Consider the following 22,904-nt stretch of genomic DNA (forward strand, 5'->3'; position numbering starts at 1 on the left):
AAGATCCCCGGCACTGCCGAAGGGCTCCCGGCGATCACCGAGAGCATTGCCTCGGGCGTGCCGGTGAACGTGACCCTGTTGTCTGAAACGCTAGGCCCGTCCCACGGGAGAAACAGCCATGGCAACTGAAACCCCGATGCAGCTCGGCATGATCGGGCTCGGCCGGATGGGAGCCAACCTCGTCCGCAGACTCATGCGCGACGGCCATCACTGTGTGGTCTACGACCTCAACGAAAGCGCAGTGAAAGGACTGGAAGGCGAGGGCGCCGTCGGCGCCGGCTCACTCGAGGACTTCGTGGCAAAGCTGGAGCGGCCCCGGGCCGTCTGGCTCATGCTGCCCGCCGCCGTTGTGCAGCCGATCCTCGACCAACTCAGCGAACTCCTCGATCCGGACGACGCGGTCATCGACGGCGGGAACTCGTACTACCGGGACGACATCACCCGTGCCAAACAGCTTGCTCCCGGCCGGATCCACTACCTGGACTGCGGGACCTCAGGCGGTATCTGGGGCCTGGAACGTGGCTACTGCCTCATGATCGGCGGCGAGCCGGAGCCCGTCACCCGGCTCGACCCGATCTTCCGGACCATCGCGCCCGGTGCCGGCTCCGCGGAACCGACACCGAGCAGAACGCGGACCACCGGAACCGCGCCCGACGGCTATCTCCACTGCGGCCCGAACGGCGCCGGGCACTTTGTCAAGATGGTCCACAACGGGATCGAGTACGGGATGATGGCCGCGATCGCCGAAGGACTCAGCCGAGGCCTACCAGTACGAGATCGATGTCGGCGAAGTCGCCGAAGTATGGCGCCGCGGCTCGGTCGTGGAATCCTGGCTTGTCGATCTGACCGCGGACGCCCTGGCCCGGTCACCGCACTTGGAGGAATTCACCGGACGCGTCTCCGACTCCGGCGAGGGCCGGTGGACGGCACTCGCAGCCGTCGACGAAGGCGTACCCGCCGGCGTCATCACCACTGCGCTCACTGAGCGATTCGAATCCCGGGGCCTTGGCGAGTTCGCCGACAGGGTCCTGTCCGCCATGCGGAGCGAGTTCGGCGGCCACGCCGAGAAGATGAGTCGGCAGTGATACGCCCGGACGACCACGTGATCGTACTCTTCGGCGCCACCGGGGACCTCGCGAAGCGCAAACTGCTGCCTGGGCTGTTCCACCTCGCCCAGGCGGGGCTCCTTCCGAACGGCTACCGCATCGTGGGCTCGACACCGTCTCAGTTCGCACTCAGCGACGATGCGTTCCGTAAACACGCGCACGACGCCGTCGCCACCTTCGGGCTGTCCGAGCCGTCCGGACAGGCGTGGCAGTCCTTCGAGGCCTCGCTGTCCTTCGCCGCCGCCGGCCCAGAGGACCCCCAGCCGCTGCTCGCGGCGGTGCGGGCCGCCGAGGACGGCCTTGGAGGGCGGGCGCACAAGCTGTTCCATCTGGCCGTTCCACCACCCGCGTTCGGGTCCGTCATCGGCATGCTCGGCGACACCGGCCTGGCAGAGAACTCCAAGGTGATCGTCGAGAAGCCCTTCGGCACCGATCTCGCGTCGGCGCGAACGCTCAACGAGACCATCCACGCTGTCCTCGACGAGTCCCAGGTGTTCCGCATCGATCACTTCCTGGGCAAGGAGTCGGTGGACAACATTCTCGCCCTCCGCTTTGCCAACGGCCTGTTCGAGCCCATCTGGAACCGCAATCACATCAGCCATGTGCAGATCGACGTGCCGGAATCGATCGGGATCGAGGGTCGCGCCCAATTCTATGAGGGCACCGGCGCCTTCCGGGACATGATCGTGACACATCTGATCCAGGTGCTCGGGATCGTGGCCATGGAACCACCCGTCACGCTCGACGCCCAGCCGTTGCGGGATGAGAAGGCAAAGGTCTTCGAGGCGCTACGCCCCATCGAACCCGCTCACGTCGTACGCGGCCAGTACGAGGGTTACCGCGACGAGCCTGGTGTGGCACCGGATTCGCAGACCGAGACATTCGCCGCACTGCGCCTGGAGGTGGACAACTGGCGATGGTCCGGGGTGCCTTTCCATCTCCGCTCCGGCAAGAACCTCGAGCAGCACCGCGAGGTGATCACCCTTGGCCTCCGTGAGCCGCCCCTGAGGATGTTTCGTACCGAGCTCCCCAGGCAGACAGAGGACCAGGGTAACAAGATCGTGATCGACTTCGGGGACCCCGGATGGATCGCCGCCGACTTCCTCGCAAAGGAGCCCGGCCCCGCCGTGCGTCTCGAGCCGGCAAGGATGACGTTCTGCTACGCGGACTCCTTCTGCCAGGCATACGGACTCGAGGGCTACGAACGATTGATCCTCGACGCCATGCTGGGAGACCAGTCGCTGTTCACCCGGTCTGACGGCATCGAGCGCATCTGGGAGGCTTCCGTCCCTCTTCTGGAGTCTCCTCCGCCACCGCAGCCATATGCACCCGGCTCCTGGGGCCCAGAACCGGCCATCACCGAACTGGCCGCTCCCTACCGCTGGTATCTGCCGGATGATCGCCAACAAAAATAATCCGGAAGGGGCAAGCGATGCCGCAGGTGCACCACCGGTCCGCCGATATCCAGGGGCGCCGGCTCTTCTACCGGGAGGCCGGTCCCGTGGATGCCCCCGCCATGGTGCTTCTGCACGGCTTCCCCACCAGCTCCTTCATGTTCCGCGACCTCCTGCCGCGCCTGGCGGACGAGTACCACGTCATCGCGCCCGACCACCTGGGTTTCGGCTTCTCCGACGCGCCGGGCGTCGACGACTTCGACTACACCTTCGATGCCCTCACCGACCTGACCGCGGCCCTGCTGGACCACCTTGGCGTCAGCCGGTATGCCCTGTACGTCCAGGACTACGGCGCCCCCATCGGCTGGCGCCTGGCCCTGCGCAACCCCGAGGCCATCACCGCCATCGTGAGCCAGAACGGCAATGCCTACGACGAGGGCTTCGTCGAAGACTTCTGGCAGCCCGTGTGGGCGTACCAGCAGGACCAGAACCCCAAGAACGAGGAAACCGTCCGCCAGGCCCTGTCGCTCGACCTGATCAGGTGGCAGTACGTCCATGGAGTGGCCGACGAGGACGTGGTCAGCCCGGACACCTGGCACCACGACTTCCAACTGGTCTCCCGCCCCGGCAACGACCTCATCCAGCTCAAACTCTTTCGGGACTACGCCACCAACAGCCCCCTGTACCCGCGCGTCCATGAGTACTTCCGCAACCACCAGCCACCGCTGCTCGCCGTATGGGGCCGAAACGATCCGATCTTCGGCCCGGACGGCGCGCGCGCCTTCACCCGCGACAATCCGAAAGCGGAAGTGCACCTGCTGGACGGCGGTCACTTTCTCCTCGAAAGCGCACTGGACGAAGCGGCGTCGATGATCAAGCGATTCCTCAACGACAACGTCTCGGCACGCTGATTGAGACAGAGCCGAACGATTTACAGCCCCGCCCGCTTGGGAAACCGGAGACTCAGGGAATCACCCCGAGAGCCTCCAACGCCCGCCCAGCGATCTCCTCGACAGGTCCGACGGCGTGAATCGTCAGTAGGTTGTCGGCGTAGTACGCGAGGAGAGGGGCGGTCTGGTTGCGATAGACCAGCTGCCGGTGCCGGATGACCTCCTCCGTATCATCCGATCGGCCACGGCTCAGCAACCGTGCTACCACAATGTCCTCGGGAGCGGTCAACTCCAGTACCGCATCGAGCCCCCAACCCGCATCGGCCAGCATGGCCGAGAGTGCGTCTGCCTGTTGCACGGTGCGCGGGAAACCGTCGAGCAAGAAGCCCTGCTCCGCATCGGCCTCCGCCAGCCGCTGACGAACCATGTCGCCCGTGACGTGATCGGGCACGAGTTCACCTGCGTCGAGATACCGCTTGGCGTCCCGACCAAGTGATGTCTGCCGGCTGATGTGTCCGCGAAACAAATCGCCGGTGGAAACGTGAGGGACGTCGAGCTGTTTGCTGAGTATGGCTGCCTGGGTGCCCTTGCCTGCCCCAGGAGGACCGATGAGAACAAGTCGCATAGCGGATAAGAGCCTTCCGTTCGCAACGCATCGTGGACGCGTCAATACGGCGTTCAGGGAGGTCGGGTGTCGCCGTGCTTCGGATTCGCGGGGTCCTCGCCCTCGTCCCCGATCAAGCAGCGTGCGGTGGGCGGGTGAGTCCCTCGGCCAACACCAGTGCCGGGCCGCGAGCGGGGTGACCGCGGCGTGCCTGGAGATCGGCCAGCGCATCGGCGAACCACCCCTGCCTGGTAGGTCCCGACGTTCAAAGTCGGGCTGGGCAGGATGGTATGGACATCGACCTGGGGTGCCAGTTCAGCGGCCGGCCAGTCGGTGAGCTGGACCAGGGGGCCAGGGCTGCGGTTCTACCGGGTTTTCGCTCAACTGGCTTACTGGGACCGGCTGGTCAGTCCCGCGTTGATCAGGTCCATCACGGAGGAGTCGGCCAGGGTAGTGACATCACCGATCTCGCGGTGCTCCGCCACATCGCGCAGCAGCCGACGCATGATCTTGCCGGAGCGGGTCTTGGGGAGCTCCGGAACGGCCAAGATCTGACGAGGCTTGGCGATTGGCCCGATTTCCTGTGCCACGTGCTCGCGCAGCGTGGCGATGGTGTCGGCGCCCTGGGGCTCGCTGTGTGCGACGTTGCCACGGAGGATGACGAAGGCGACGATGGCCTGCCCGGTTGTCGCGTCGGTGGCGCCGACCACCGCGGCTTCCGCGACCGTGGGATGCGAGGCAAGGGCCGATTCGACCTCTGCGGTGGAGATCCGGTGCCCGGAAACGTTCATGACGTCGTCCACCCGGCCGAGCAACCAGATGTCTCCGTCGTCGTCGTACCGCGCGCCGTCGCCGGCGAAGTAGTAGCCGTGCTGGGCGAAACGGGACCAGTAAGTTTCCCGGTACCGTTCCTCGTCGCCCCAGATGCCGCGCAGCATGGACGGCCAAGGTTGGTCCAGGACGAGATACCCGTCGCTGCCCTTGCCGACTTCGTTGCCCTGGTCGTCGACCACCTTGACGGAGATACCGGGCAGTGGTGTCTGCGCCGAGCCGGGCTTCGCCGTGGTCCCTTCGGGCAGAGGCGAGATCATGATCGCGCCGGTTTCGGTCTGCCACCAGGTGTCCACGATCGGCGTGCGGTTGCCGCCGATGTGCTCCCGGTACCACAGCCACGCCTGGGGGTTGATCGGCTCGCCGACGCTGCCGAGCACCCTGAGGGAGGACAGGTCGTAGCGCGCGGGGATGTCATCGCCCCACTTCATGAAGGTCCGGATCAAGGTCGGGGCGGTGTAGTAGATCGAGACCCGGTACTTCTGCACGATCTCGAAGTGACGACCTTTGTGCGGGGTGTCCGGCGTGCCCTCGTACATCACCGAGGTCGCGCGGTTGGCCAGCGGCCCGTACACGATGTACGAGTGCCCGGTGATCCAGCCGATGTCGGCGGTGCACCAGTACACGTCCTCTCCGGCCCGATGGCCGAAGACGGTGCGGTGGCTGTGGGAGGCCTGGGTCAGGTAGCCGCCTGAGGTGTGCAGGATGCCCTTGGGCCTGCCCGTGGTTCCCGAGGTGTACAGAATGAAGAGCGGGTGTTCGGCGTCGAAGGCCTCCGGCTGGTGTTCCTCGGATTGGGGGCCCACCAGTTCGTGCCACCAGATGTCGCGGCCTGGCGTCCAGGGCACGTCGGTGTTCGTGCGCCTGACCACCAGCACGTGTTCGATGCTGGGGGTGTTCTTCGTCGCTTCGTCGGTGCCGGCCTTCATCGGCACCGCCTTGCCCCGGCGGGACTGGCCGTCCGAGGTGATCAGCAGCTTGGCCTCGGCGTCCTCGATCCGCGACTGCAGCGCGGCCGGGGAGAACCCGCCGAACACCACGCTGTGCGGGAGGCCGAGCCGGGCGCAGGCCAGCATGGCGAAGACCGCTTCGGGAATCATCGGCAGCTGGATGGCGACCCGGTCACCGGCGGTCAGACCGAGCGAGAGCAGGGCGTTGGCCGTCTTGCAGACCTCACGCTTGAGGTCCGCGTAGGTGATCGTCCGGGTGTCACCCGGCTCGCCCTCCCAGTGGAAGGCGACCTGATCGCCGTAACCGTCCTCCACATGGCGGTCGACGCAGTTGTAGGCCACGTTCAGTTTTCCGCCCACGAACCACCGGGCGAACGGCGCCTCGGACCAGTCCAGAACCTGGGTCCACTTGGTCTCCCAGTGCAGTCGTCCGGCTTGTTCCGCCCAGAACGCCATGCGGTCGGCCACTGCCTGCTCAGGCAGTCCGGCCGCGCCGCCCCGTGCGGTGAGCGGATTCTCGTCAGCGGCGTGGTGATCCGGGCGCAGGGTCATGCGGGAGCCTCCGATGGGTGCAGGGGTTTCGGCAGGGCGGGTGTCGGGACAGAAGGGCAGAACGTGAGCCCTCTACGGGGTCCTCACGGTGGCCGAGGAAGGTTGGTGGGAGGTTGGTGCGGACGGTCTGCGCCGCGAGAGACGTGCACCGGCCCGGGCACGGTGGCCTTTGGTGGAAAATGCGATGCGCGGGATCAACGGTGCAGCGGTCCTACGGCGCACTGCGCCCTGCCACACGCCCCAGCCGTAGGCAAGGTCGTCCAGGCGGCGGATCGCCGCATGCGTGAACGGACCCAGCGAGCTGCCCGAACGGCAGTGGTCGGCCAGCCCCTCGGCCAGGGCCGCCACGATCAGTACGTACCGGGCACGGCGGCTCGCGGCGGCAGCGGCCACCGCGACCGGCCAGTGATGTCGGGTGGCACAGCGCAGAAGCTGTTCGGCGGTGCCGCGCAGCGCGGCGAGCGACAGCCGCGCCGCCGCCCGGACCGGAGCGTCAGCATCGGGCATGCGCCGCGCCAGCCGTCCGGCGGCCATCGCGGCCAAGGCCGCTGCCAGGGCCGCCGAGCCGGGCCGGCCGCGCAGGAGCAGCGCGCAGGCGGTCAGCGACCAGGGCGCAGCGTACAGCGGCGGCACCTGCCCGGGGTGCCGTAGCGCCAGGTCGGCGGCGCCGGTGCCGTAGCCGGCCCGCTGGGCGAGCCAGCTGCACAGTCTCGTGCGGTGCTGGTGCCCCACGCGGGAACTTGGCACGTAGCGCAGCCGCCAGCCGGCAGTGTGCAGGCGCATGCAGAGGTCGACGTCCTCCGCGACGCGCATGTCGGGGACGAAGCCGGCACCGACGGCGGACCGGCGGACCACGAGGGTCGCACTCGGCACGTAGGCGAGTGCGGACAGCGGCACGACCGGTCCCTCCCGTACGCCCATGTCCAGCGGCGAGCGGAGCTCCTCGTACCGGTCCAGGCGCCGCGGTCTGCTGACGGGCAGCGCGACCACTCGCGGGGCGGCGAGGGCCACCGCCGGGTCGGCGAACTGTGCCAACAGGGGTGTGAGCCAACCAGTTTCGGGCAGTACATCGGAGTCGCAGAACGCCACGTACTCAGTTCGGGCGTGGCTCAGCCCGGTGTTGCGGGCTGCTGCCGGACCCAGGTTGTGCGGGTGGACGAGCAGCCGGGCACCGTGCCGGCCGGCCACCCGCGTCAACGCAGCCGGGTCTTCCGAGCCGTCGTCCACCACCAGCACCGGCAGGTCCGCGGTCTGGGGGTCAGTGCGCAGGCCCTTCAACAACCGGTCCAGTTGCCCGGCCCGGTCCCGCACAGGGATCACGATCGTGGTGCCGCCGACCGGGGGAAGGGCGGGGCGCGGGTGGGCCACGCCGGCATCCAGGAGCCGACGGGCGAGCCCGGCACTCGCCGGGTCCGTGACGGTCAGCCGGCCGTCCTCCAGCAACCGGGCGGCCGCGGCACCCAGCCGCAGCAGCCGCGGCGGAGAGCCGCCCAGCATCAGCCGTCCGTCATGCGACCGGTGCAGATCCGCGGCGAGTTCGACGCCGAAGCCGTCCGGCAGCCGGGTCTTGGGAGGTGACGCGAGCGCGGGCGGGGTGGTCATCCGGTGAACCCCCCGTCCGCCTGGAGCACCGAGCCGGTGACCACGGCAGCCGCCTCGGAGCACGCGAAGGCCACGACGGCGGCCACCTCGTCAGGTTCCAGCAGCCGCCGTACGAGCTGGTGCTCGGCCAGTTGTCCCGCATCGGTCAGGTGGTAGAGGTCGGCTGTGGCGCGCAACATGTCCGTCCGGGTGGAACCGGGCGACACGGCGACCGCGTTCACCCCGGTTCCCTGCAGGTCGCAGGCCAGGGCGCGCACCAGACCGACCACGGCGTGCTTGGCCGCGCAGTAGGCCCCGAGCCCCCACAGCCCGCGGTGCGCGGCGGCCGAGGCGAGGGCGACGAACCGGCCGTGGCGGGGCTGCGGCCTGCGGAGCAGGGCGGGTACTGCGGCGCTCGCGAGGTTGGCCACCCCCATGACGTCCACGTCGAGCAGGGTTCGCCACTGGGTATCGGACTGCTCCCACACCGGGCCTCCGCCGAGCATCACCGCTGCTGCTCCGACGGCCGCGTCCAGACCGCCGAATTCGGACTCGGCCGCCTCCACTGCCCTCTTCAGGGCGCGGGCGTCCCGTACGTCCGCGTGGATGGTGCGGACCAGAGGGTATTCCTGGGCCAGTGCTTCCAGTTGGCGGGGGCGGGCCAGGGGGTAGGGCACGTCCGGGTCGTCGGCGCAGCGGTCCACCGCGACCACGGCCCAGCCGTCTCGGGCCAGTCGCCGTACGGTCGCGGCCCCGATGCCCCGGGCTGCGCCGGTGACGACGGCGACCCGCCGCGCGGTCATCGCCCGGCCTCCTCGGGGGTGGGCTGGTTCTCCGGCACGCCGAGCCGGCCCTGCCTGGAGACCCGCCACGCACGGATGTCGTCGACGAGGCGGCCCGCCATCTGGCCGAGGAGCCGTTCGCCTTCGCTCGCGCAGGCCCCGGCGGGGTCGCCGAGGACGCCGGACCGGCTGACCCCGTGGACGGAGTCGGTGATCAACCGGTCCAGCAGTTGGTGGATGGGCTCGGTCGGTCCGGCGACGGCCCGTTCGCTGCGTACGGCCTCGTGCCGCAGCCGCAGCATGATGGAGGTCTCGGCCCGGCCTGCGTGGGCGTCGGCTCCGCGCGGGACACACGGCCACCACGCCACATCCCGGCTCTCGCCACGCAGCCCGGTCACCGCCTCGATCAGGCTCGTCAGGTTGCCCCCGTGCCCGTTCACCACCAGCAGGCGGTCCGCCCAGCGCAGCATCGAGCGGCCGATCTCCGTGATCAGCGGTCGCAGCGCGGCGTGGCCGATGGACACCGTGCCCGGGAAACCCTCGTGCTCGCCGCTCGCCCCGTACGGCTGTGCCGGTGCGATGACCAGATCCACCTCGCCGCGCAGCCGCGCGGCAGCCCGCTCGGCGACCGCTGAGGCCACCGCGACGTCGGTGTCCAGCGGCAGGTGCGGGCCATGCTGTTCGCAAGACCCGAGGGGCAGCAGGACCAGGGGGCGGCGGCGCTCTACGTCCGGCCAGCCCAGGTCCGCGAGCCGGGTGGTCACTGCCATCTCAGACGGTTCCCAGCGCCCGGGTGAATCCTCCCGGAATCACCACGTCGTCGGTCGTCAGTTCGTGGACGGATGAGCGCCCCAGCCCCAACAGGGCCGAGTCGATGCCGCCGCGCAGGATGTCCAGCACGTTCTCGACCCCGGCCTGCCCGTTCGCCGCCAGGCCCCACAGGTACGCGCGCCCGATCATCACCGCCCTCGCACCGAGCGCCAGCGCCTTGACCACGTCGCTGCCGCGGCGGACGCCCCCGTCGAGCAGGATCTCGACCTGGTGACCCACGGCCTCGGCGATGACCGGCAGGACACGGATCGGCGCCGGCGTTGCGTCCAGGTTGTTGCCGCCGTGGTTGGACACCGAGATCGCGCTCACACCCGCATCGACGGCCCGCCGCGCGTCGTCGACCCGGCAGATGCCCTTGAGCAGGAAGGGGCCGCCCCACTGCTCACGCAGCCACGCGATGTCCTCCCACGACGGAGGCGGGGTCTGCATCCACTCGCCGTAGGCTCCGAAGAACGTCGGTGCCGCTTCACCGGGCTCGACAAGGTTCGGCGCCGTCAGGTCCGGCAACCGCCGGGACTTGGCGAAATCGAGCAGCCAGCGCGGACGGGTCAGGCCCTCGGGAGCGAACCGGAGCATCGCCTTGAGGTCCAGACGCTCGGGGATCTTGGGGCTGCCCCAGTCCCGGCCGTGGGAGAAGGACCAGTCGAGGGTGACGATCAGGCCTTTGGCGCCGGTCGCGCGGGCGCGCTCCATACGCCGTAGCATCGCCTCCCGAGTCCCCATCCAGTACATCTGGAAGAACGTCTGGGGATTGGCTGCAGCAACCTCGGCCAGCGGCTTGCTCGCGAACGAGCTGAGCCCGATCGCCGTGCCGCGGGCCGCTGCCGCGCGAGCCACCGCCACCTCACCGTCGGGATGCACCGCCTGTACTCCCGTCGGGGAGATGATCACAGGCAGCGAGATCTCCTCCCCCATGACCGTCGTCGCCATCTCCCGCTTGGCCGACAGGCCGGCCACGTGCGGAGCGAATCCCAACTGCGCGAACGCCTCGGTGTTGTCGTCGTAGGACACACCCTTCTCAGAACCGGCGAGCAACGCGCTGTAGACGGACTTCGGCAGCCGCCGCTGGGCCCGCCGCTGGGCCTCGGCCACCGTCTCGAACCATCCGCTCATGACCATCCTCTCTCGTTGTCTCTGCTCGGCCGTACACGTGTCCGGCTGTTCACCGCAGCTCCATGCCTGCCAGCGGGCTCTCGTCGCAGAAGCGATCCGGACGGCTGATCCGCATCGCGGGCATGCCCAGGGAGACCTTCCGGTGCGAGTGGTCGGTGCCCTGGCGTGGCAGCCGGGTACGGTCCACCGCGGACAGTGCGGCGGCACCATGGCCCTTGACGCACTCCGGATCCGGGCCGTCCAGCGGCAGGCCGGTGAAGAACTTCGCCGCCATGCAGCCGCCCTGGCAGGCATCGAAGGCCGAACAACCCGAGCAGGCGCCGCCGGAGGAGGGCCGACGCAGGTCGGCGAAGAGCTCGGAGTCCTGCCACACCCGCTCGAAGCCGCCGGGTGAGCGGACGTTGCCCGCCTTGAACGCGTCGTGGATGGCGAACGGGCAGGCGTACACGTCCCCGACCGGGTCGATCAGGCAGACCACACGCCCTGCCCCGCACAGGTTGAGCCCCGGTATCGGGGCCGAACCCAGTGCGTTGAGGTGGAAGAAGGAGTCCCCGGTGAGCACCCGGTCGCCGTGGTCGACAAGCCAGGCGTAGATCTCGCGCTGCTGGTCGGCTGTGGGGTGCAGCTCGTCCCAGACGTCCGCGCCACGGCCGGACGGCCGCAGCCGGGTGATCCGCAGTTGCGCCCCGTACCGGTCGGCGATCGCGGCGAAGGCGTCCAGCTGTGAAACGTTCTGCCGGGTCATCACCACGGAGATCTTGAACTCCTCGAATCCGGCGGCGGCGAGGTTCTCCATGGCCCGCAGCGCCATGTCGTACGAGCCGGGGCCGCGGATCGCGTCGTTGACCTCGCGCGTCGCGCCGTCGAGCGAGATCTGCACATCGACGTAGTCGGTGGCTGCCAGCTGCTGCGCGCGCCGGGGACTCAGCCGCAAACCGTTGGTGGAGAACTTCACCCCCACCTGGTGGGCGATCGCGTAGTCCAGCAGCTCCCAGAAATCGGGGCGGACCGTCGGCTCGCCGCCGCCGACATTGACGTAGAACACCTGCATCCGCTGCAGTTCGTCGATCACCGATGTGATCTCGCCGGTGGACAGCTCCAGGGGGTCGCGCCGCCCGGAGGAGGACAGGCAGTGCGCGCAGGCAAGGTTGCACGCGTACGTCCACTCCCAGGTCAGACAGATCGGCGCGTGCAGGCCTCCTTTGAACTGTTCGACGAGGGGAGGCACGCGCTCGGCACGTGTGGTGTCGTAACGGGGGGGCATCAGCGCACTCCGGTTCCGCTTCGCTGAGGAATGATCATGTCGGTGGCGGCCAGCGAGGCCAACGCGCGCAACCAGGCCCCGCGCCGCACGTCGGGGACGCCCGCCAGGGCTTCCCCGACGCTGGGGTGCCTGTCCAGTCCCCGGACCAGTTCGACCAGTTCCGGTTCCTTCAGGAAGGACAGCCGGCGATTGCCGAAGTGGTACGCGAGCGCCCCGAACGGCTCGGGACGCAGCGCGACGCAGGGGTTCAGCCGGTAGGGCTGTGTCGCATCGAACGGGGAGGACATCGCGGCGGCCCTAGTAGACGCCGCACATGCCGTCGATGGAGACCTCTTCGACGAGGAGCTCCTCGGTCAGGTCATCGGCCGCGACGGCGCCGGCGGTCTCCGGGTCCTGCTCGATGGTGCGGGTGTCGTCGTGCATGGCGAACCTCCAGGAACGGGGGTGGGGGTTGAGGGATGTGAGCCCGGGGCACAGTGCGGTGCCCGGTCGGGACTCGACGTTAGATGCGGGCCGGGCCCCGTCCCACCGTGCTTTCGGCTGCCCTCGCCCTGTCCGGTCGGACAGGTGCGGCACCACCGTCTCCGGAGGCCACAGTCGGCCACCTGTCCGACCGGACAGGTGGCCTCCCCTCCGTTCGTGCCCAGCTGCCATCCATGCGGCCGGTATCCCGGCCGCACCGGTTCCTTGAAGGTGAATCACGCCACCAGCTTCCGGCGCGTTCCTGCACCCCCGGGACCGTGCGTCACCGGCAAGGGAGCGGTCGTCGCAGTAGGCGCGGATCACCGCGCGGAGAGGACAGATTCGGTCATGCAGGTCGACGAACTTCTCAAGCCCTTCCCGATCAAGGAATTCCACCCGTTCCCCCGGGCCCTCATGGGCCCCGGTGCCCACGAGCTCATCGGCCCGGAGGCCAAGAAGCTCGGCTTCCGTCGCACCCTGGTGATGACGACGGGACTGCGCGGCAGCGACACCGTGCACAAGATCGTCGAGTCGATGAAGTACCACGGTCTCGAGGTCGTCGTGTACGACAAGGTCGAGTCGAACCCCAAGGACTACAACGTCATGGACGCCGTGGCGCTGTACCAGGAGAACAAGTGCGACTCGTTCGTGTCGATCGGCGGTGGGTCCTCGCACGACGCGTGCAAGGGCGCGCGGATCTCGGTGGCTCACGACGGCCGGAGCGTCAATGACTTCGAAGGGTTCAACAAGTCGGAGAACCCGAAGAACCCCCCGCACATCGCGGTTTCCACCACGGCCGGCACCGGCTCGGAGACCTCTTGGGCGTACGTCATCACCGACACCACCACCGACCCCGACAACCCGCACAAGTACGTCGCCTTCGACGACGCCTCCGTGGCATCGCTCGCCATCGACGACCCGACGCTCTACTACGACTGCCCCCTGGACTACACCGCGCAGTGCGGCTTCGACGTGCTCGCGCACGCCTCGGAGCCATACGTCTCGCGGCTGAACTTCCAGCCATCGCTGGGCAACTCGCTGCACGCCATCCGGCTGACCGCGCAGCACCTGAGGCAGGCCGTGTGGAACGGCCAGGACCTGGCCGGCCGCGAGGGCATGATGTACGCCCAGTACATCGCCGCGCAGGCGTTCAACTCCGGTGGCCTGGGCATCATCCACTCCATCTCCCACGCGGTCAGTGCCTTCTACGACACCCACCACGGCCTCAACAACGCCATCGCGCTGCCCCGGGTGTGGGCGTTCAACATGCCGGCGAACTACGAGCGGTTCGCCGACATCGCCGAGGCGATGGGCGTCGACACGCACGGGATGACCAAGGTCCAGGCCGCCGAGGCGGCTCTGGAGGCGGGCATCCGGCTGCTGCGCGACGTCGGCATCCCGGAGAAGTTCACCGACGTCACGCAGGACAGCTACTCGAAGAACCGGCTCGGCCGGGGCCCGACGAAGTTCTACGAGCAGGCATCGGTGATCAAGGGTGATGCCGCCGACGTCGACCGGATCACCAACCACGTCCTTGGTGACGCCTGCACCCCGGGCAACGCCAAGGAGTGCACTTTCGACACCGTCCGGCCCGTCGTCGAGCACTGCATGACCGGCGACTTGGACGACCTGCTCAGCTGAGCGACATCCGCGCGGGTGGGGACGGCTTTGTCGTCCCCACCCCGTGCCCCCGGACGGAGGACCCGTGCTCGACGCATCTCACCACCACGACATGCCACCGCAGGAGTTCGGATCGGTCGGCGACGTCATCGAGCGGTTCAGCGCTCATGGCTACATCGCCGACCGCCGCCTCGCCACCACCGTGTTCCTGTTGTCCCGACTGAACAAGCCGGTCCTGCTGGAAGGCCCTGCCGGCGTCGGAAAGACCGAACTGGCCAAGACCCTCGCCGCGGCCACCGGCCGCCGACTGCTGCGCCTGCAGTGCTACGAGGGCCAGGACGAGAGCAAGGCGCTCTACGAGTGGGACTACGGCAAGCAGCTGCTGTACACCCAGATGCTGCGAAACAAGATCGGGGACATCACCGCCGACGCAGCCGACCTGGCAGACGCAGTGCACCGCATCGGTGAGCAGGACAGCGTGTTCTTCTCCGACCGCTTCCTCGCACCGCGCCCGCTGCTGGACGCGATCCGCGGCGAGCAGCCCGCGGTGCTGCTGATCGACGAGGTCGACCGCGCCGACGAGGCCCTGGAAGCGGTCCTGCTGGAGTGCCTGGCCGAGTACCAGGTCTCGGTGCCGGAGATCGGCACATATACGGCGAAGATCCCGCCGTACGTGGTACTGACCTCCAACAACACCCGCGACCTGTCCGCCGCGCTCAAGCGTCGCTGCCTGCACCTGTTTCTGGACTACCCGGACGCCGAGCGGGAGTTGGAGATCCTGCGCTCCAAGGACACCGGGCTGTCCGAGGCCGCTGCCCGCCGCCTGGTGGAAGTGGTGCGCGGACTGCGCGAGCTGCCGCTGCGCAAGAGCCCCAGCATCTCCGAGACCATCGACTGGGCCCGCACCCTCGCCGTGCTCGGCGTCCAGGAGCTCGACCCGGCGGTGCTTGCCGAGACGGCGAACGTCGTTCTCAAGTACGAGCGCGACATGAACCGTGCGCTGGAAGTCCTGCCCCGCCTCGTCGACCCCAACCGCGTACTTCCCGGGCCGGGCCATGGGCACGGGCATCACCACGGGCAGTCCGGCGGGCACCAGCACGGACCGGGACACAGCCACGGACCGGGACACAGCCACGGCCCCGGACACAGCCACGGACCGGGCCACGTGCACCGGGACGCGCCCGCCGACGAACCCGACGGGCGGGCGGTGCGAGCGGCCATGGACGAACAGGGCCGGCACGACGACGGCTACTACGGCGCCCCCGGCCCCGGCCCGACCCGGCGCCCCACCACCGGCAGCGGCCAGGGCGCCCGCGCCTTCGCAGCCGTCTCTCGACGGCCGAGGTCCGAATAGGAGGTGGCGGGGTGGAGAGCAGCCTGCACCGATTCGTGCGCCTGCTGCGCCTGTTCGGGATGCGGGTGTCCGTGTCCGAGGCCATGGACGCGATGCGCGGGGCGGCCCAGCCGGGTGTCCTCACCGACCGGGACACGCTCCGCGAGGCGTTGCGCATGACGCTGGTCAAGGACCGGCGTGACGACGCGCTGTTCGACGACCTGTTCACCGCGTTCTTCTCGCTGCGCCCGGTGGACGGGACATCCGACGGCCATGGCCACAGCCACGAGCACGACGACCTCGGCGACACCGGGGAGCTGGAGTCGTTCGCCGTCTCCGAAGAGCCGTCGCAGACCCCGCAGCAGGGACACAGCCACGGCAAACCGGCCGACATCCGGGACTTCTTCGACCAACAGGACCTGGCCCAGCAGTACAACCTGCACCAGGAGGCCAACAAGATCGATCTGGCTTCCATGACCGACGAGATCGTTCTGTCCAAGGACGGCAGCGCCGTCGGCCGGGGCAGCGCCCCGGCCGTCCAGCTGGAGACCGAGCGGCTGCACGGCGCGGGGGTCCCGGGGCAGCTCGCAGCGCAGACCGGCCACCGGATCGGCACCGAACTGACCGTCGCCCAGCAGGACGCCCTGCTCGGCTGGCTCGCGGACACCTCCGAGGAGCTCGACGATGCGGAGGTGTCCGCGCTGCGCCGGCAGCTGGCCGGTGTCATCGAGAACTTGCCCGAGCTGCTGAAGCGCCATCTCGACCGCCTGGCCGAACTGCAGTCGGTGGCCGTGGAGTCCGCCCGTGTCGTCGAGCGTGCCCCGGCGGAAACGGTCGACGAGGACGAGCGGAACCAGCTGGAGGAAGCGCTGCGCCGGGTGGGCCGGTCCCTGCACGGTGCGTTGACCAGTCGCAAGCGCACCACACCGCGCGGCCGTGTCCACCCGGGCCGCACCATGCGCAGGAACATGCGCTACGACGGAGTGCCGTTCCGGCCGGTCACCGTCACCCGGGCGGAGGACAGACCACGCCTGGTGGTCCTGGTGGATGTCTCGCTGTCGGTGCGCGCCACCGCCCGTTTCACGCTGCACCTGGTGCACGGCCTGCAGTCCCTGTTCGGCCAGGTCCGCTCCTTCGCCTTCGTCGACGAGCCCATGGAGATCACCGAACTGTTCGTGGAGCACCCTCTGGAGCGGGCACTCGGGCTGGTCTTCGACGGGCTGCCGGCCGGCGGCCTGCTCGACACCGACGCGAACTCGGACTACGGCAGGACCTTCGAGCTGTTGTTGTCCGAGCACAGCCCGGCCCTGGGCCGGCGGACCACGCTGCTGGTACTGGGCGACGGCCGCGGCAACGGCAACGACCCCAAGACCGCTGTGTTCGAGGAGGTCAGCCGCAGGGTGAGACAGACCGTCTGGCTGACCCCGGAACCCCGGTACTCGTGGGTGCTGGGCGCCTGCGACCTACCGCACTACGCGGAGTTCTGCGACCGGGTCCATGTGGTCTCCGACCTCGCCGGGCTGCAGCACACCGCCCATCGGATGTCAGCGAAGGCGACCGGACGATGAGCACTGTCACCCGCCACCGCACGGAGCCGGCGTCATGAGAGTTCCCAGCCTCGGGCTCGAGGCACACCGCATCGATCCGCTGGCGCCGAACCCGCCCGGCCGGTATACGGATCACCTGGTCGTCGTCGTTCGGGAGAAGCCACCCGGCGGCGACACTGCCCCCGCCCCGATCGTACGGACGGACCACTTCTGTCTACGCCGGCGTGGCCGCCGGGTGGAGGTGGGCCACTGGCTGCGCCTCGACCAGCTGGACAACGACCTGGCCGGACTGCTCGCGGAAGAGCTGTTCTCGCCCGGGTGGCTGTCGGGGCCGGACATCTTCGAGCGTGTCTTCACCGGGGTGGTGCGGTCCTGCGTGGATGGAGCCCTCGCCTCCTGGACCACCTTCTACGACAACACCCTGACCCGGATCCGCGAGTGCTGGCGGACACCCATGCCGGCGGCACACTCCTCGATCACCGGATTCGCCCCCGTCTACCGCCGCACCCTCGATCTGGTGACTCCCGGCACGGTGCTGGACGTGGGCTCCTGCTTCGGCTTCCTGCCCCTGATGCTCGCCGAGCGCAACGAGATGGGGCTCCTCCCCTTGGCTTCACCGGGGGTGCCCCCACCGGACGACGCCCGGGGAGGGCCGCTCAACACCGTGATCGCCTCCGACCTGTCACCCGGCACCATGCGGCTCCTGGACGCCGTTGCCGGCGCACGCGGCCTGCATCTGGACACGCTGGCCTGCGATGCGGCGCGGGTGCCGTTGCCGGACAGCTCCGTGGACACGGTCACGGTCATCCACGTGCTGGAGCATCTGGAACCTGCGCACGGCGACGCGGTCGTGCAGGAGGCTCTGCGGCTCGCCCGGCGGCGGGTAGTGGTGGCCGTGCCCTTCGAGGACGAACCGACCGCGGCCTACGGCCACGTACGGTGCTTCGACCGCGATCAGCTCGTCGCGCTGGGCGGCCGTACCGGTCACCGGTTCTCCATCGCCTCGTATCACGGCGGCTGGCTCGTCATCGAACTCGACTGAACCCGGACCCTTCTTGGTCCCGGTCCCTGGACCTGCGCCATCCCGAAGAAGAAACAGCGAGACGCAAAGCGGCTGACCTGACGGAAAGCCGGGGCCGGCAGTCACCGGCCCCGGCTTTCCGTCTCAGATCACACCCAGCTTGGTGGCCTCGTAGACGACTTCCGCCCGGCTGCTCGCGTCCAGCTTGCGCATAATGTTGCGAACGTGGAACTTTACCGTGGTCTCCGAGATGTACAGCTCGGTGCCGATGACCCGGTTGCTCAGACCGTGGGCGAGCAGTTCCAGCACCTTCAACTCCCTTGCGGTGAACGCGGGCTGTTCGGGCTGAACGCGCATCGAGCGCACCATCGCGGCGGCCGAACGCGAGTCGAAGGCACTCTCGTTGCGAGCCACCGCGCGGATCGAGCGCAGCAGTTCGGTGGTGTCCACGTCCTTGACCACGTAACCTCGCGCGCCGTGGTGGATCGCCTCCATCACCAGGGAGTCGTCCAGGAACGTGGTGAGCACCAGCACCGCCAGCCCCGGATGCCGTTCCGTGAGCGTCGAGCACAGCTTCAGACCCTCGGTATCGGCTCCCGTGGACAACTTGAGGTCCAACAGCACGATCGCCGGCCGTGTTCGCTCGGTGACCGTCATCGCCTCGTCAGCCGTGCTCGCCTCACCGACGACTTCCAGGTCGCTCTCGCGCTCCAGGATCGAGCGCAGCCCGTGCCGGACGATCGCGTGGTCGTCGACCAGCACGATACGCACGGGCGAGGTGAGGTCCGTCGTCTGCTGCTCAGTGGTCATCGGACACCTCCTGATCGACGCCCACCGGCAGCGGGATGTCCACCCGCAGCAGGATGCCACCCATCCTCGACCGGTGGATGGACAGGACGCCGCCAAGCTCCTCCGCCCTGGCCACCATGTTCGCCAGCCCGCGGTGGCGTCCCGACAGGTCGGTGGCCCGGGACAGCTGCAGCGCGCGGCGCAGTTGGGCCGGGTCACCGGTGCCGTCGTCCGACACACTCAAAACCACGGCCTCGGGCAGGTATCGCAGCCGCACCAGCGCTCGGTCGGCTTTGCCGTGCGTGGCAGAGTTGAACAAAGCCTCCCCTGTCAGTCGCAGGATCGACTGTTCGGCCTGTGGCGGGAGCGGCACTGGGCTGCCCTCTACCCGCACCCGTACGTCCAGGGCCGTCGGCAGGTGCACCGTGGAGAGTCGCTCAAGCATCACAGGCAGTGGGCCTGGCGGCTCCTCCGAGGTGTGGTGCAATGCGTAGATCGCGGCGCGTAGCCGCTCCACGGCCTGCCGGTTGAGGTCCTTGGCCGAGGTCAGCCGCTGGGCGATGTCTCCGGCCTGCCCACCCAGCGCCTCCAACTCTGACCGGCACACTTCGATGGTCATCCCTGCGCTCAGCACGTACTGGGTGACGCTGTCGTGCAACTCGCGGGCGATCCGGTGCCGTTCGTAGTCCAATGCCTGCCTCTGCATCGCTTCGAGCAGCCGCTGCTGGGTCTCGGCCAGCTCGGCGCTACGCGCGGCCAGATCCCGGGCCTGTCGCTCGGCCGCCTCGGACAGCTCCTCGGTCCTTCCACGCAGCGTGGTGGCCGCGTGAAACAGGAACGAGTTGTGCAGCGCCACGGCAGCCTGGTTGGCCAGCACGCGCAGAATCGCCAGATCGGTGTCGGCCACCTCCAGCGCGCCCCCGGGACAGGCCGCGATCCCGCCGACCGGCTCGTCGTCCAAGGTCATAAGCGCTCGCACACACCCGTCTCCGTCGACCGACGACTCGACCTCCCACGGCCGGGTGCGCAGTACGTCCAGGTGCTCACGTACCTCAACGGGCAGTCTGGTCTCGTCGTCGATGAACAGGTCGTCGGCGAACAGCAGGAACCGCGGTCGGGCTGCGCGCAACGCGCCGTCTGCCACGGCCAGCAGCAGCCAGCGGGCGTGCAGATGCTCGGCTGCCGTCCGCACCACCGCCTCGACCAGGGCACGCGGACCCTCCGCGGTACGAACCAAGGCCCGGGAGATGCCGTCGAGTGCCTCCACCGTGCGCTCCAACCGTTCGGTGGAGCGCACGTAGGCCGGGTAGAACGACCGCTTCCCCGAACGCAGGCCGGTGAGCACGCCCAGATCGGCGGCGGCTCGCGAGTCTCGGCCAGGGGAACTCATCTCGGATCGTCTCACAGGGCCTCGCGGAACAGCGTCGCGACGTCCTGCACGTCGAGATCCCGGGGATTGGTGGCCATACATGCGTCCTTCAGCGCGGTGCGCGCCAGTCCGGGGACATCAGCCTCTGCGACCCCGAGGCTGCCCAGGCCCTTCGGGACACCGACGTCGTCCGCCAATGCGCGAACCAGCTCGGCGAGTTCGAGGGCCACTTCCTCGCTGGGTACGCCCGCGGTCGGAATGCCGGCAGCTTCGCCCAACGCAACGAACCGCTCCGGCCAGACCTGGGCGTTGAAGCGGATGACGTGCGGCAGCAGCACGCCGTTGACCACTCCGTGCGGCGCATCCAGCAGGCCCCCGACCTGATGGCTCATCGCGTGCGTCGCACCGAGGATCGCGTTGGTGAAGGCCATGCCGGCCTCCAGCGACCCTTGTGCCATCGCAAGCCGTGGGCTGACCTCCTTCGGCCGCACTTGGGTGTGCACCAGGTTTTCGATGATCAACTTTACGGCGTGAAGTGCGTGGTTGTCTGTCAGCGGGTTGCGCGCCCGGGAGACGAACGCCTCGATCGCGTGGGTCAACGCATCCAGTCCGGTGGCCGCGTTCAGCCACTCCGGCATGGTGGTGAGCAGGCGTGGATCGATCACCGAGATATCGGGCACCAGTGTGCGGCTGACAATACTGATCTTGATGTGCGCGGCCGTGTCGGTGATGACAGCGAACTGGGAGACGTCGGCACCGGTGCCCGAGGTGGACGGCACCATCACGGTGGGCGGGATGGGCTGCACGACCTGGTCCACGCCCTCGTAGTCGAGGATGTGCCCGCCATTGCTGGCCAGGATCGCCACGCCCTTGGCCGCATCGATACAGGAACCGCCGCCCAGCCCTATGATCACGTCGCTGCCGCTCTCCGCATACCGCTGAAAACCGGCTTCGACCTCGTGGCCCTTGGGATTGGGCGTGATGTCGTGCCACACCACAGGACGCAGGCCGACAAGGCGCAAGTAACCGACCGCCTCATCCACCCAGCCTGCCTCGATCAGTCCGGGGTCGGTGACGAGGAACGGTCGTCGGCCGCCGACCCGCAACGCACAGTGACCGAGCTCAGCCAGCGAGCCAGGGCCGAATACGATCTCCGGCACGTGGAATTTGGCCAGGCACGCTGGCTGGCGAAGAGCCCGGGTGTCGACTTTCTGCGGTCCCGCCAGCTCACCGTGGCCTTCGCCGCCACTCCAGTCAGCACTCGGCTCACTGCTTTTGGTTACCACGGCGCCTGGCAGTAGCGACATGCGACCTCCCGGGCCCGTGAAGTCTGCGATCTGCTCGTGGTGTTGATTTCACTGCTTCATCCGCCAGTAATAATACTGGTGTTACCCGAGGACAAAACCTAGGTGGACGGGCCAGGGCACGGCACTGTCCTTCCCGGCAGGCCGACCTGTCCAATCGGTCAGGTGCGCTTGGCCGCGTCCTGGCAGACGATTGACGGTTGTCCCTGCTCAACGACAACCAGGTCGGGAAAGCCCATGTCAGTGCGTGGTGACCTCCGGCAGCGAAGGGCTGTGCTGGAGGATGAGTGGTCCCGTTGGGTGCCGGCGCTGAGAGCGACCGGCCGATCACCCGACAGTGGCACCCTGTGCCGTGAGGTGACCGAGTCCTGGCTCCGCTCCCTGAGCACTGTGGATCCGCGCCGGGACAGTGCCCCCGTGTCCGACGGGGGCTCGGTCCACCATCGCTGGTCCGGCTCACCGCTGCGCCGACCGATTGACGACCTCGCCGACGAATTGCGCAGCATCGCCGACGACGCCGGCTTCATCACCGCGATCACCGACGAGTCCGGCACGATCCTGTGGACACGCGGCGACAGAGCGATGCGGCGGCGGGCAGAACAGGTCAACTTCGCGCCCGGTGGACGGTGGGACGAAGAGGCCATGGGCACCAACGCCCTGTCCCTCGCGTTGCGCACCGGCCGTCCCAGCAGCGTGTTCTCCGCCGAGCACCTGGTGGCGGCCCTGCACGGCTGGGTCTGCTACTGCGCACCTATCCACGGCCCGAATGGACGGATCCTGGGTGTACTGGACCTTTCCACGACCTGGGACCGCTCGCACCCCTTGGCCATGTCCACCGTGCGCACTCTGGTGTCCACCATCGAAACCCGGCTGCGCGCCGACCTGCCCGACAGGTCGGACGCGGACCCGGTCGAATTGCGGCTGACCTGCCTCGGCACCGAAGAGGCGGTACGCGACGGCGTGCCGCTGCGTCTGCGGCCACGCCAGCTGGAGATCCTGACGCTGCTCGCGCTGGAACCGGAAGGCTTCTCACCGGAACGGCTGCGCGAGGCACTGTACGGCGAACGACCGGTCACGGCTTCAACGTTCAAAGCGGAAGTGTCGCATCTGCGGCGCGCCCTCGGGGGGTGTGTCGCCACCCGCAGGTACGCGTTGACCACGCCGATCACCTGCGATGCCGTCGACGTACTGCGTGCGTTGCGGAACGGCGACACGACAACCGCCGTTCGCCGTTACCGCGGCCCGCTGTTGCCCCAGTCGGAGGCGCCGAGAATCGTGGAATGGCGCGAGCACCTGGAGGTCGCCATACGGGAGGCCGTACTGGCCAGCAGCCACCCGGAGCACGCCATCCACTACGGCGAGCGCGCACCGTATGATGCGGAAATTCACGAGCACGCGCTGCGCCTTCTGGGCCCGGTCGACGTTCGCCGCGCGATTGCGATCAGCCGTCTGAACACCGCCCTGCGCGACTGAGCAAGGCCTGGTCGTCCGGCGTGCCACAGCCCTCAGCAGTCACGGGAGCGGGGCGCGCCAACCTTTCACCAACCTCGACGGACCACGT

Annotated in this window: 21 protein-coding genes; 9 read left to right on the plus strand and 12 right to left on the minus strand. The window is 68.8% G+C overall.

All coding sequences use genetic code 11. From position 1 onward, the window contains the following. The first annotated feature begins 3 nt into the window (after positions 1-3). The 4 genes from ACY34J_RS06535 (at position 4) to ACY34J_RS06550 (ending at position 3,411) form a co-directional block, all read left to right on the plus strand. Positions 4-129: a hypothetical protein gene (locus tag ACY34J_RS06535; RefSeq protein ID WP_462725729.1), complete on the plus strand. Its 126-nt coding sequence runs from the start codon at positions 4-6 to the stop codon at positions 127-129. Beyond that, positions 119-985 (plus strand): NADP-dependent phosphogluconate dehydrogenase, encoded by an 867-nt coding sequence (locus tag ACY34J_RS06540; protein WP_462725686.1) that lies wholly within the window; start codon positions 119-121, stop codon positions 983-985. Before ACY34J_RS06535 ends, ACY34J_RS06540 begins: the two co-directional genes overlap by 11 nt. 96 nt (positions 986-1,081) lie before the next feature. Continuing rightward, positions 1,082-2,521, plus strand: coding sequence for a glucose-6-phosphate dehydrogenase (gene zwf / locus ACY34J_RS06545; protein ID WP_462761941.1), 1,440 nt, complete (start codon positions 1,082-1,084; stop codon positions 2,519-2,521). Between the two features lie 17 nt (positions 2,522-2,538). Further along, positions 2,539-3,411 (plus strand): alpha/beta fold hydrolase, encoded by an 873-nt coding sequence (locus tag ACY34J_RS06550; RefSeq protein WP_462725687.1) that lies wholly within the window; start codon positions 2,539-2,541, stop codon positions 3,409-3,411. A 52-nt stretch (positions 3,412-3,463) separates the two neighbouring features. Here ACY34J_RS06550 and ACY34J_RS06555 read toward each other — a convergent pair whose 3' ends face one another. From ACY34J_RS06555 to mftA, 9 genes are all read right to left on the minus strand, one after another. Continuing rightward, entirely contained in the window at positions 3,464-4,015 is a 552-nt protein-coding gene (locus ACY34J_RS06555) for an adenylate kinase (protein ID WP_462725688.1), read from the minus strand. A gap of 368 nt (positions 4,016-4,383) precedes the next feature. Continuing rightward, entirely contained in the window at positions 4,384-6,327 is a 1,944-nt protein-coding gene (gene acs, locus ACY34J_RS06560; protein ID WP_462725689.1) for an acetate--CoA ligase, read from the minus strand. Positions 6,328-6,399: 72 nt separating this feature from the next. Further along, positions 6,400-7,929 (minus strand): mycofactocin biosynthesis glycosyltransferase MftF, encoded by a 1,530-nt coding sequence (mftF, locus tag ACY34J_RS06565; protein WP_462725690.1) that lies wholly within the window; start codon positions 7,927-7,929, stop codon positions 6,400-6,402. Next, positions 7,926-8,711, minus strand: a complete 786-nt coding sequence (locus tag ACY34J_RS06570; RefSeq protein ID WP_462725691.1) for a mycofactocin-coupled SDR family oxidoreductase — start codon at positions 8,709-8,711, stop codon at positions 7,926-7,928. The genes mftF and ACY34J_RS06570 overlap by 4 nt, the downstream gene beginning before the upstream one ends. Then, positions 8,708-9,460, minus strand: a complete 753-nt coding sequence (mftE, locus tag ACY34J_RS06575; protein WP_462725692.1) for a mycofactocin biosynthesis peptidyl-dipeptidase MftE — start codon at positions 9,458-9,460, stop codon at positions 8,708-8,710. Before mftE ends, ACY34J_RS06570 begins: the two co-directional genes overlap by 4 nt. Before the next feature lies 1 nt (position 9,461). After that, the gene (mftD, locus tag ACY34J_RS06580; RefSeq protein ID WP_462725693.1) at positions 9,462-10,634 is read right to left on the minus strand and encodes a pre-mycofactocin synthase MftD; all 1,173 of its coding nucleotides are present in this window, start codon (positions 10,632-10,634) and stop codon (positions 9,462-9,464) included. Positions 10,635-10,683: 49 nt separating this feature from the next. Beyond that, a complete protein-coding gene (gene mftC, locus ACY34J_RS06585) occupies positions 10,684-11,898 on the minus strand; it encodes a mycofactocin radical SAM maturase (protein WP_462725694.1) in 1,215 nt (404 codons plus the stop codon). After that, positions 11,898-12,185: a mycofactocin biosynthesis chaperone MftB gene (gene mftB, locus ACY34J_RS06590; protein ID WP_462725695.1), complete on the minus strand. Its 288-nt coding sequence runs from the start codon at positions 12,183-12,185 to the stop codon at positions 11,898-11,900. Before mftB ends, mftC begins: the two co-directional genes overlap by 1 nt. A 10-nt stretch (positions 12,186-12,195) precedes the next feature. Beyond that, a complete protein-coding gene (mftA, locus tag ACY34J_RS06595; protein WP_462725696.1) occupies positions 12,196-12,321 on the minus strand; it encodes a mycofactocin precursor MftA in 126 nt (41 codons plus the stop codon). A 387-nt stretch (positions 12,322-12,708) separates the two neighbouring features. Between mftA and mdo the strand changes: the two genes are divergently transcribed. The 4 genes from mdo (at position 12,709) to ACY34J_RS06615 (ending at position 17,902) form a co-directional block, all read left to right on the plus strand. Beyond that, positions 12,709-14,001 (plus strand): NDMA-dependent methanol dehydrogenase, encoded by a 1,293-nt coding sequence (mdo, locus tag ACY34J_RS06600; protein WP_462725697.1) that lies wholly within the window; start codon positions 12,709-12,711, stop codon positions 13,999-14,001. A gap of 64 nt (positions 14,002-14,065) precedes the next feature. After that, entirely contained in the window at positions 14,066-15,334 is a 1,269-nt protein-coding gene (locus ACY34J_RS06605) for an AAA family ATPase (RefSeq protein ID WP_462725698.1), read from the plus strand. 11 nt (positions 15,335-15,345) lie between these two features. Next, a complete protein-coding gene (locus ACY34J_RS06610) occupies positions 15,346-16,881 on the plus strand; it encodes a VWA domain-containing protein (RefSeq protein ID WP_462725699.1) in 1,536 nt (511 codons plus the stop codon). A gap of 34 nt (positions 16,882-16,915) precedes the next feature. Beyond that, positions 16,916-17,902 (plus strand): methyltransferase domain-containing protein, encoded by a 987-nt coding sequence (locus ACY34J_RS06615; RefSeq protein WP_462725700.1) that lies wholly within the window; start codon positions 16,916-16,918, stop codon positions 17,900-17,902. Positions 17,903-18,025: 123 nt separating this feature from the next. Here ACY34J_RS06615 and ACY34J_RS06620 read toward each other — a convergent pair whose 3' ends face one another. Genes ACY34J_RS06620 through ACY34J_RS06630 form a run of 3 tightly spaced genes read right to left on the minus strand, consistent with a single transcriptional unit; the run spans position 18,026 to position 21,346 of the window. Then, positions 18,026-18,691 carry a MadR family response regulator transcription factor gene (locus ACY34J_RS06620; RefSeq protein WP_462725701.1) on the minus strand — a complete coding sequence of 222 codons (666 nt, stop codon included), beginning with the start codon at positions 18,689-18,691 and terminating at the stop codon, positions 18,026-18,028. Next, positions 18,681-20,060 (minus strand): MadS family sensor histidine kinase, encoded by a 1,380-nt coding sequence (locus ACY34J_RS06625; RefSeq protein ID WP_462725702.1) that lies wholly within the window; start codon positions 20,058-20,060, stop codon positions 18,681-18,683. The genes ACY34J_RS06620 and ACY34J_RS06625 overlap by 11 nt, the downstream gene beginning before the upstream one ends. Before the next feature lie 11 nt (positions 20,061-20,071). Continuing rightward, positions 20,072-21,346 carry an iron-containing alcohol dehydrogenase gene (locus ACY34J_RS06630; RefSeq protein WP_462725703.1) on the minus strand — a complete coding sequence of 425 codons (1,275 nt, stop codon included), beginning with the start codon at positions 21,344-21,346 and terminating at the stop codon, positions 20,072-20,074. Positions 21,347-21,760: 414 nt separating this feature from the next. On the opposite strand from ACY34J_RS06630, the gene ACY34J_RS06635 reads away from it, so the two are divergent. Then, positions 21,761-22,816: a GAF domain-containing protein gene (locus ACY34J_RS06635; RefSeq protein WP_462725704.1), complete on the plus strand. Its 1,056-nt coding sequence runs from the start codon at positions 21,761-21,763 to the stop codon at positions 22,814-22,816. Positions 22,817-22,904: the final 88 nt, after the last annotated feature.

Source organism: Streptomyces sp. HSS9-12 (genome assembly GCF_054963655.1).

Bases quoted from the DNA above. Each gene is read 5' to 3' on its own strand.
- ACY34J_RS06540 (WP_462725686.1), top strand. From the start codon at position 119: ATGGCAACTGAAACCCCGATGCAGCTCGGCATGATCGGGCTCGGCCGG.
- ACY34J_RS06550 (WP_462725687.1), top strand. From the start codon at position 2,539: ATGCCGCAGGTGCACCACCGGTCCGCCGATATCCAGGGGCGCCGGCTC.
- ACY34J_RS06555 (WP_462725688.1), bottom strand. From the start codon at position 4,015: ATGCGACTTGTTCTCATCGGTCCTCCTGGGGCAGGCAAGGGCACCCAG.
- acs (WP_462725689.1), bottom strand. From the start codon at position 6,327: ATGACCCTGCGCCCGGATCACCACGCCGCTGACGAGAATCCGCTCACC.
- mftF (WP_462725690.1), bottom strand. From the start codon at position 7,929: ATGACCACCCCGCCCGCGCTCGCGTCACCTCCCAAGACCCGGCTGCCG.
- ACY34J_RS06570 (WP_462725691.1), bottom strand. From the start codon at position 8,711: ATGACCGCGCGGCGGGTCGCCGTCGTCACCGGCGCAGCCCGGGGCATC.
- mftE (WP_462725692.1), bottom strand. From the start codon at position 9,460: ATGGCAGTGACCACCCGGCTCGCGGACCTGGGCTGGCCGGACGTAGAG.
- mftD (WP_462725693.1), bottom strand. From the start codon at position 10,634: ATGAGCGGATGGTTCGAGACGGTGGCCGAGGCCCAGCGGCGGGCCCAG.
- mftC (WP_462725694.1), bottom strand. From the start codon at position 11,898: ATGCCCCCCCGTTACGACACCACACGTGCCGAGCGCGTGCCTCCCCTC.
- mftB (WP_462725695.1), bottom strand. From the start codon at position 12,185: ATGTCCTCCCCGTTCGATGCGACACAGCCCTACCGGCTGAACCCCTGC.
- mftA (WP_462725696.1), bottom strand. From the start codon at position 12,321: ATGCACGACGACACCCGCACCATCGAGCAGGACCCGGAGACCGCCGGC.
- mdo (WP_462725697.1), top strand. From the start codon at position 12,709: ATGCAGGTCGACGAACTTCTCAAGCCCTTCCCGATCAAGGAATTCCAC.
- ACY34J_RS06615 (WP_462725700.1), top strand. From the start codon at position 16,916: ATGAGAGTTCCCAGCCTCGGGCTCGAGGCACACCGCATCGATCCGCTG.
- ACY34J_RS06620 (WP_462725701.1), bottom strand. From the start codon at position 18,691: ATGACCACTGAGCAGCAGACGACGGACCTCACCTCGCCCGTGCGTATC.
- ACY34J_RS06625 (WP_462725702.1), bottom strand. From the start codon at position 20,060: ATGAGTTCCCCTGGCCGAGACTCGCGAGCCGCCGCCGATCTGGGCGTG.
- ACY34J_RS06630 (WP_462725703.1), bottom strand. From the start codon at position 21,346: ATGTCGCTACTGCCAGGCGCCGTGGTAACCAAAAGCAGTGAGCCGAGT.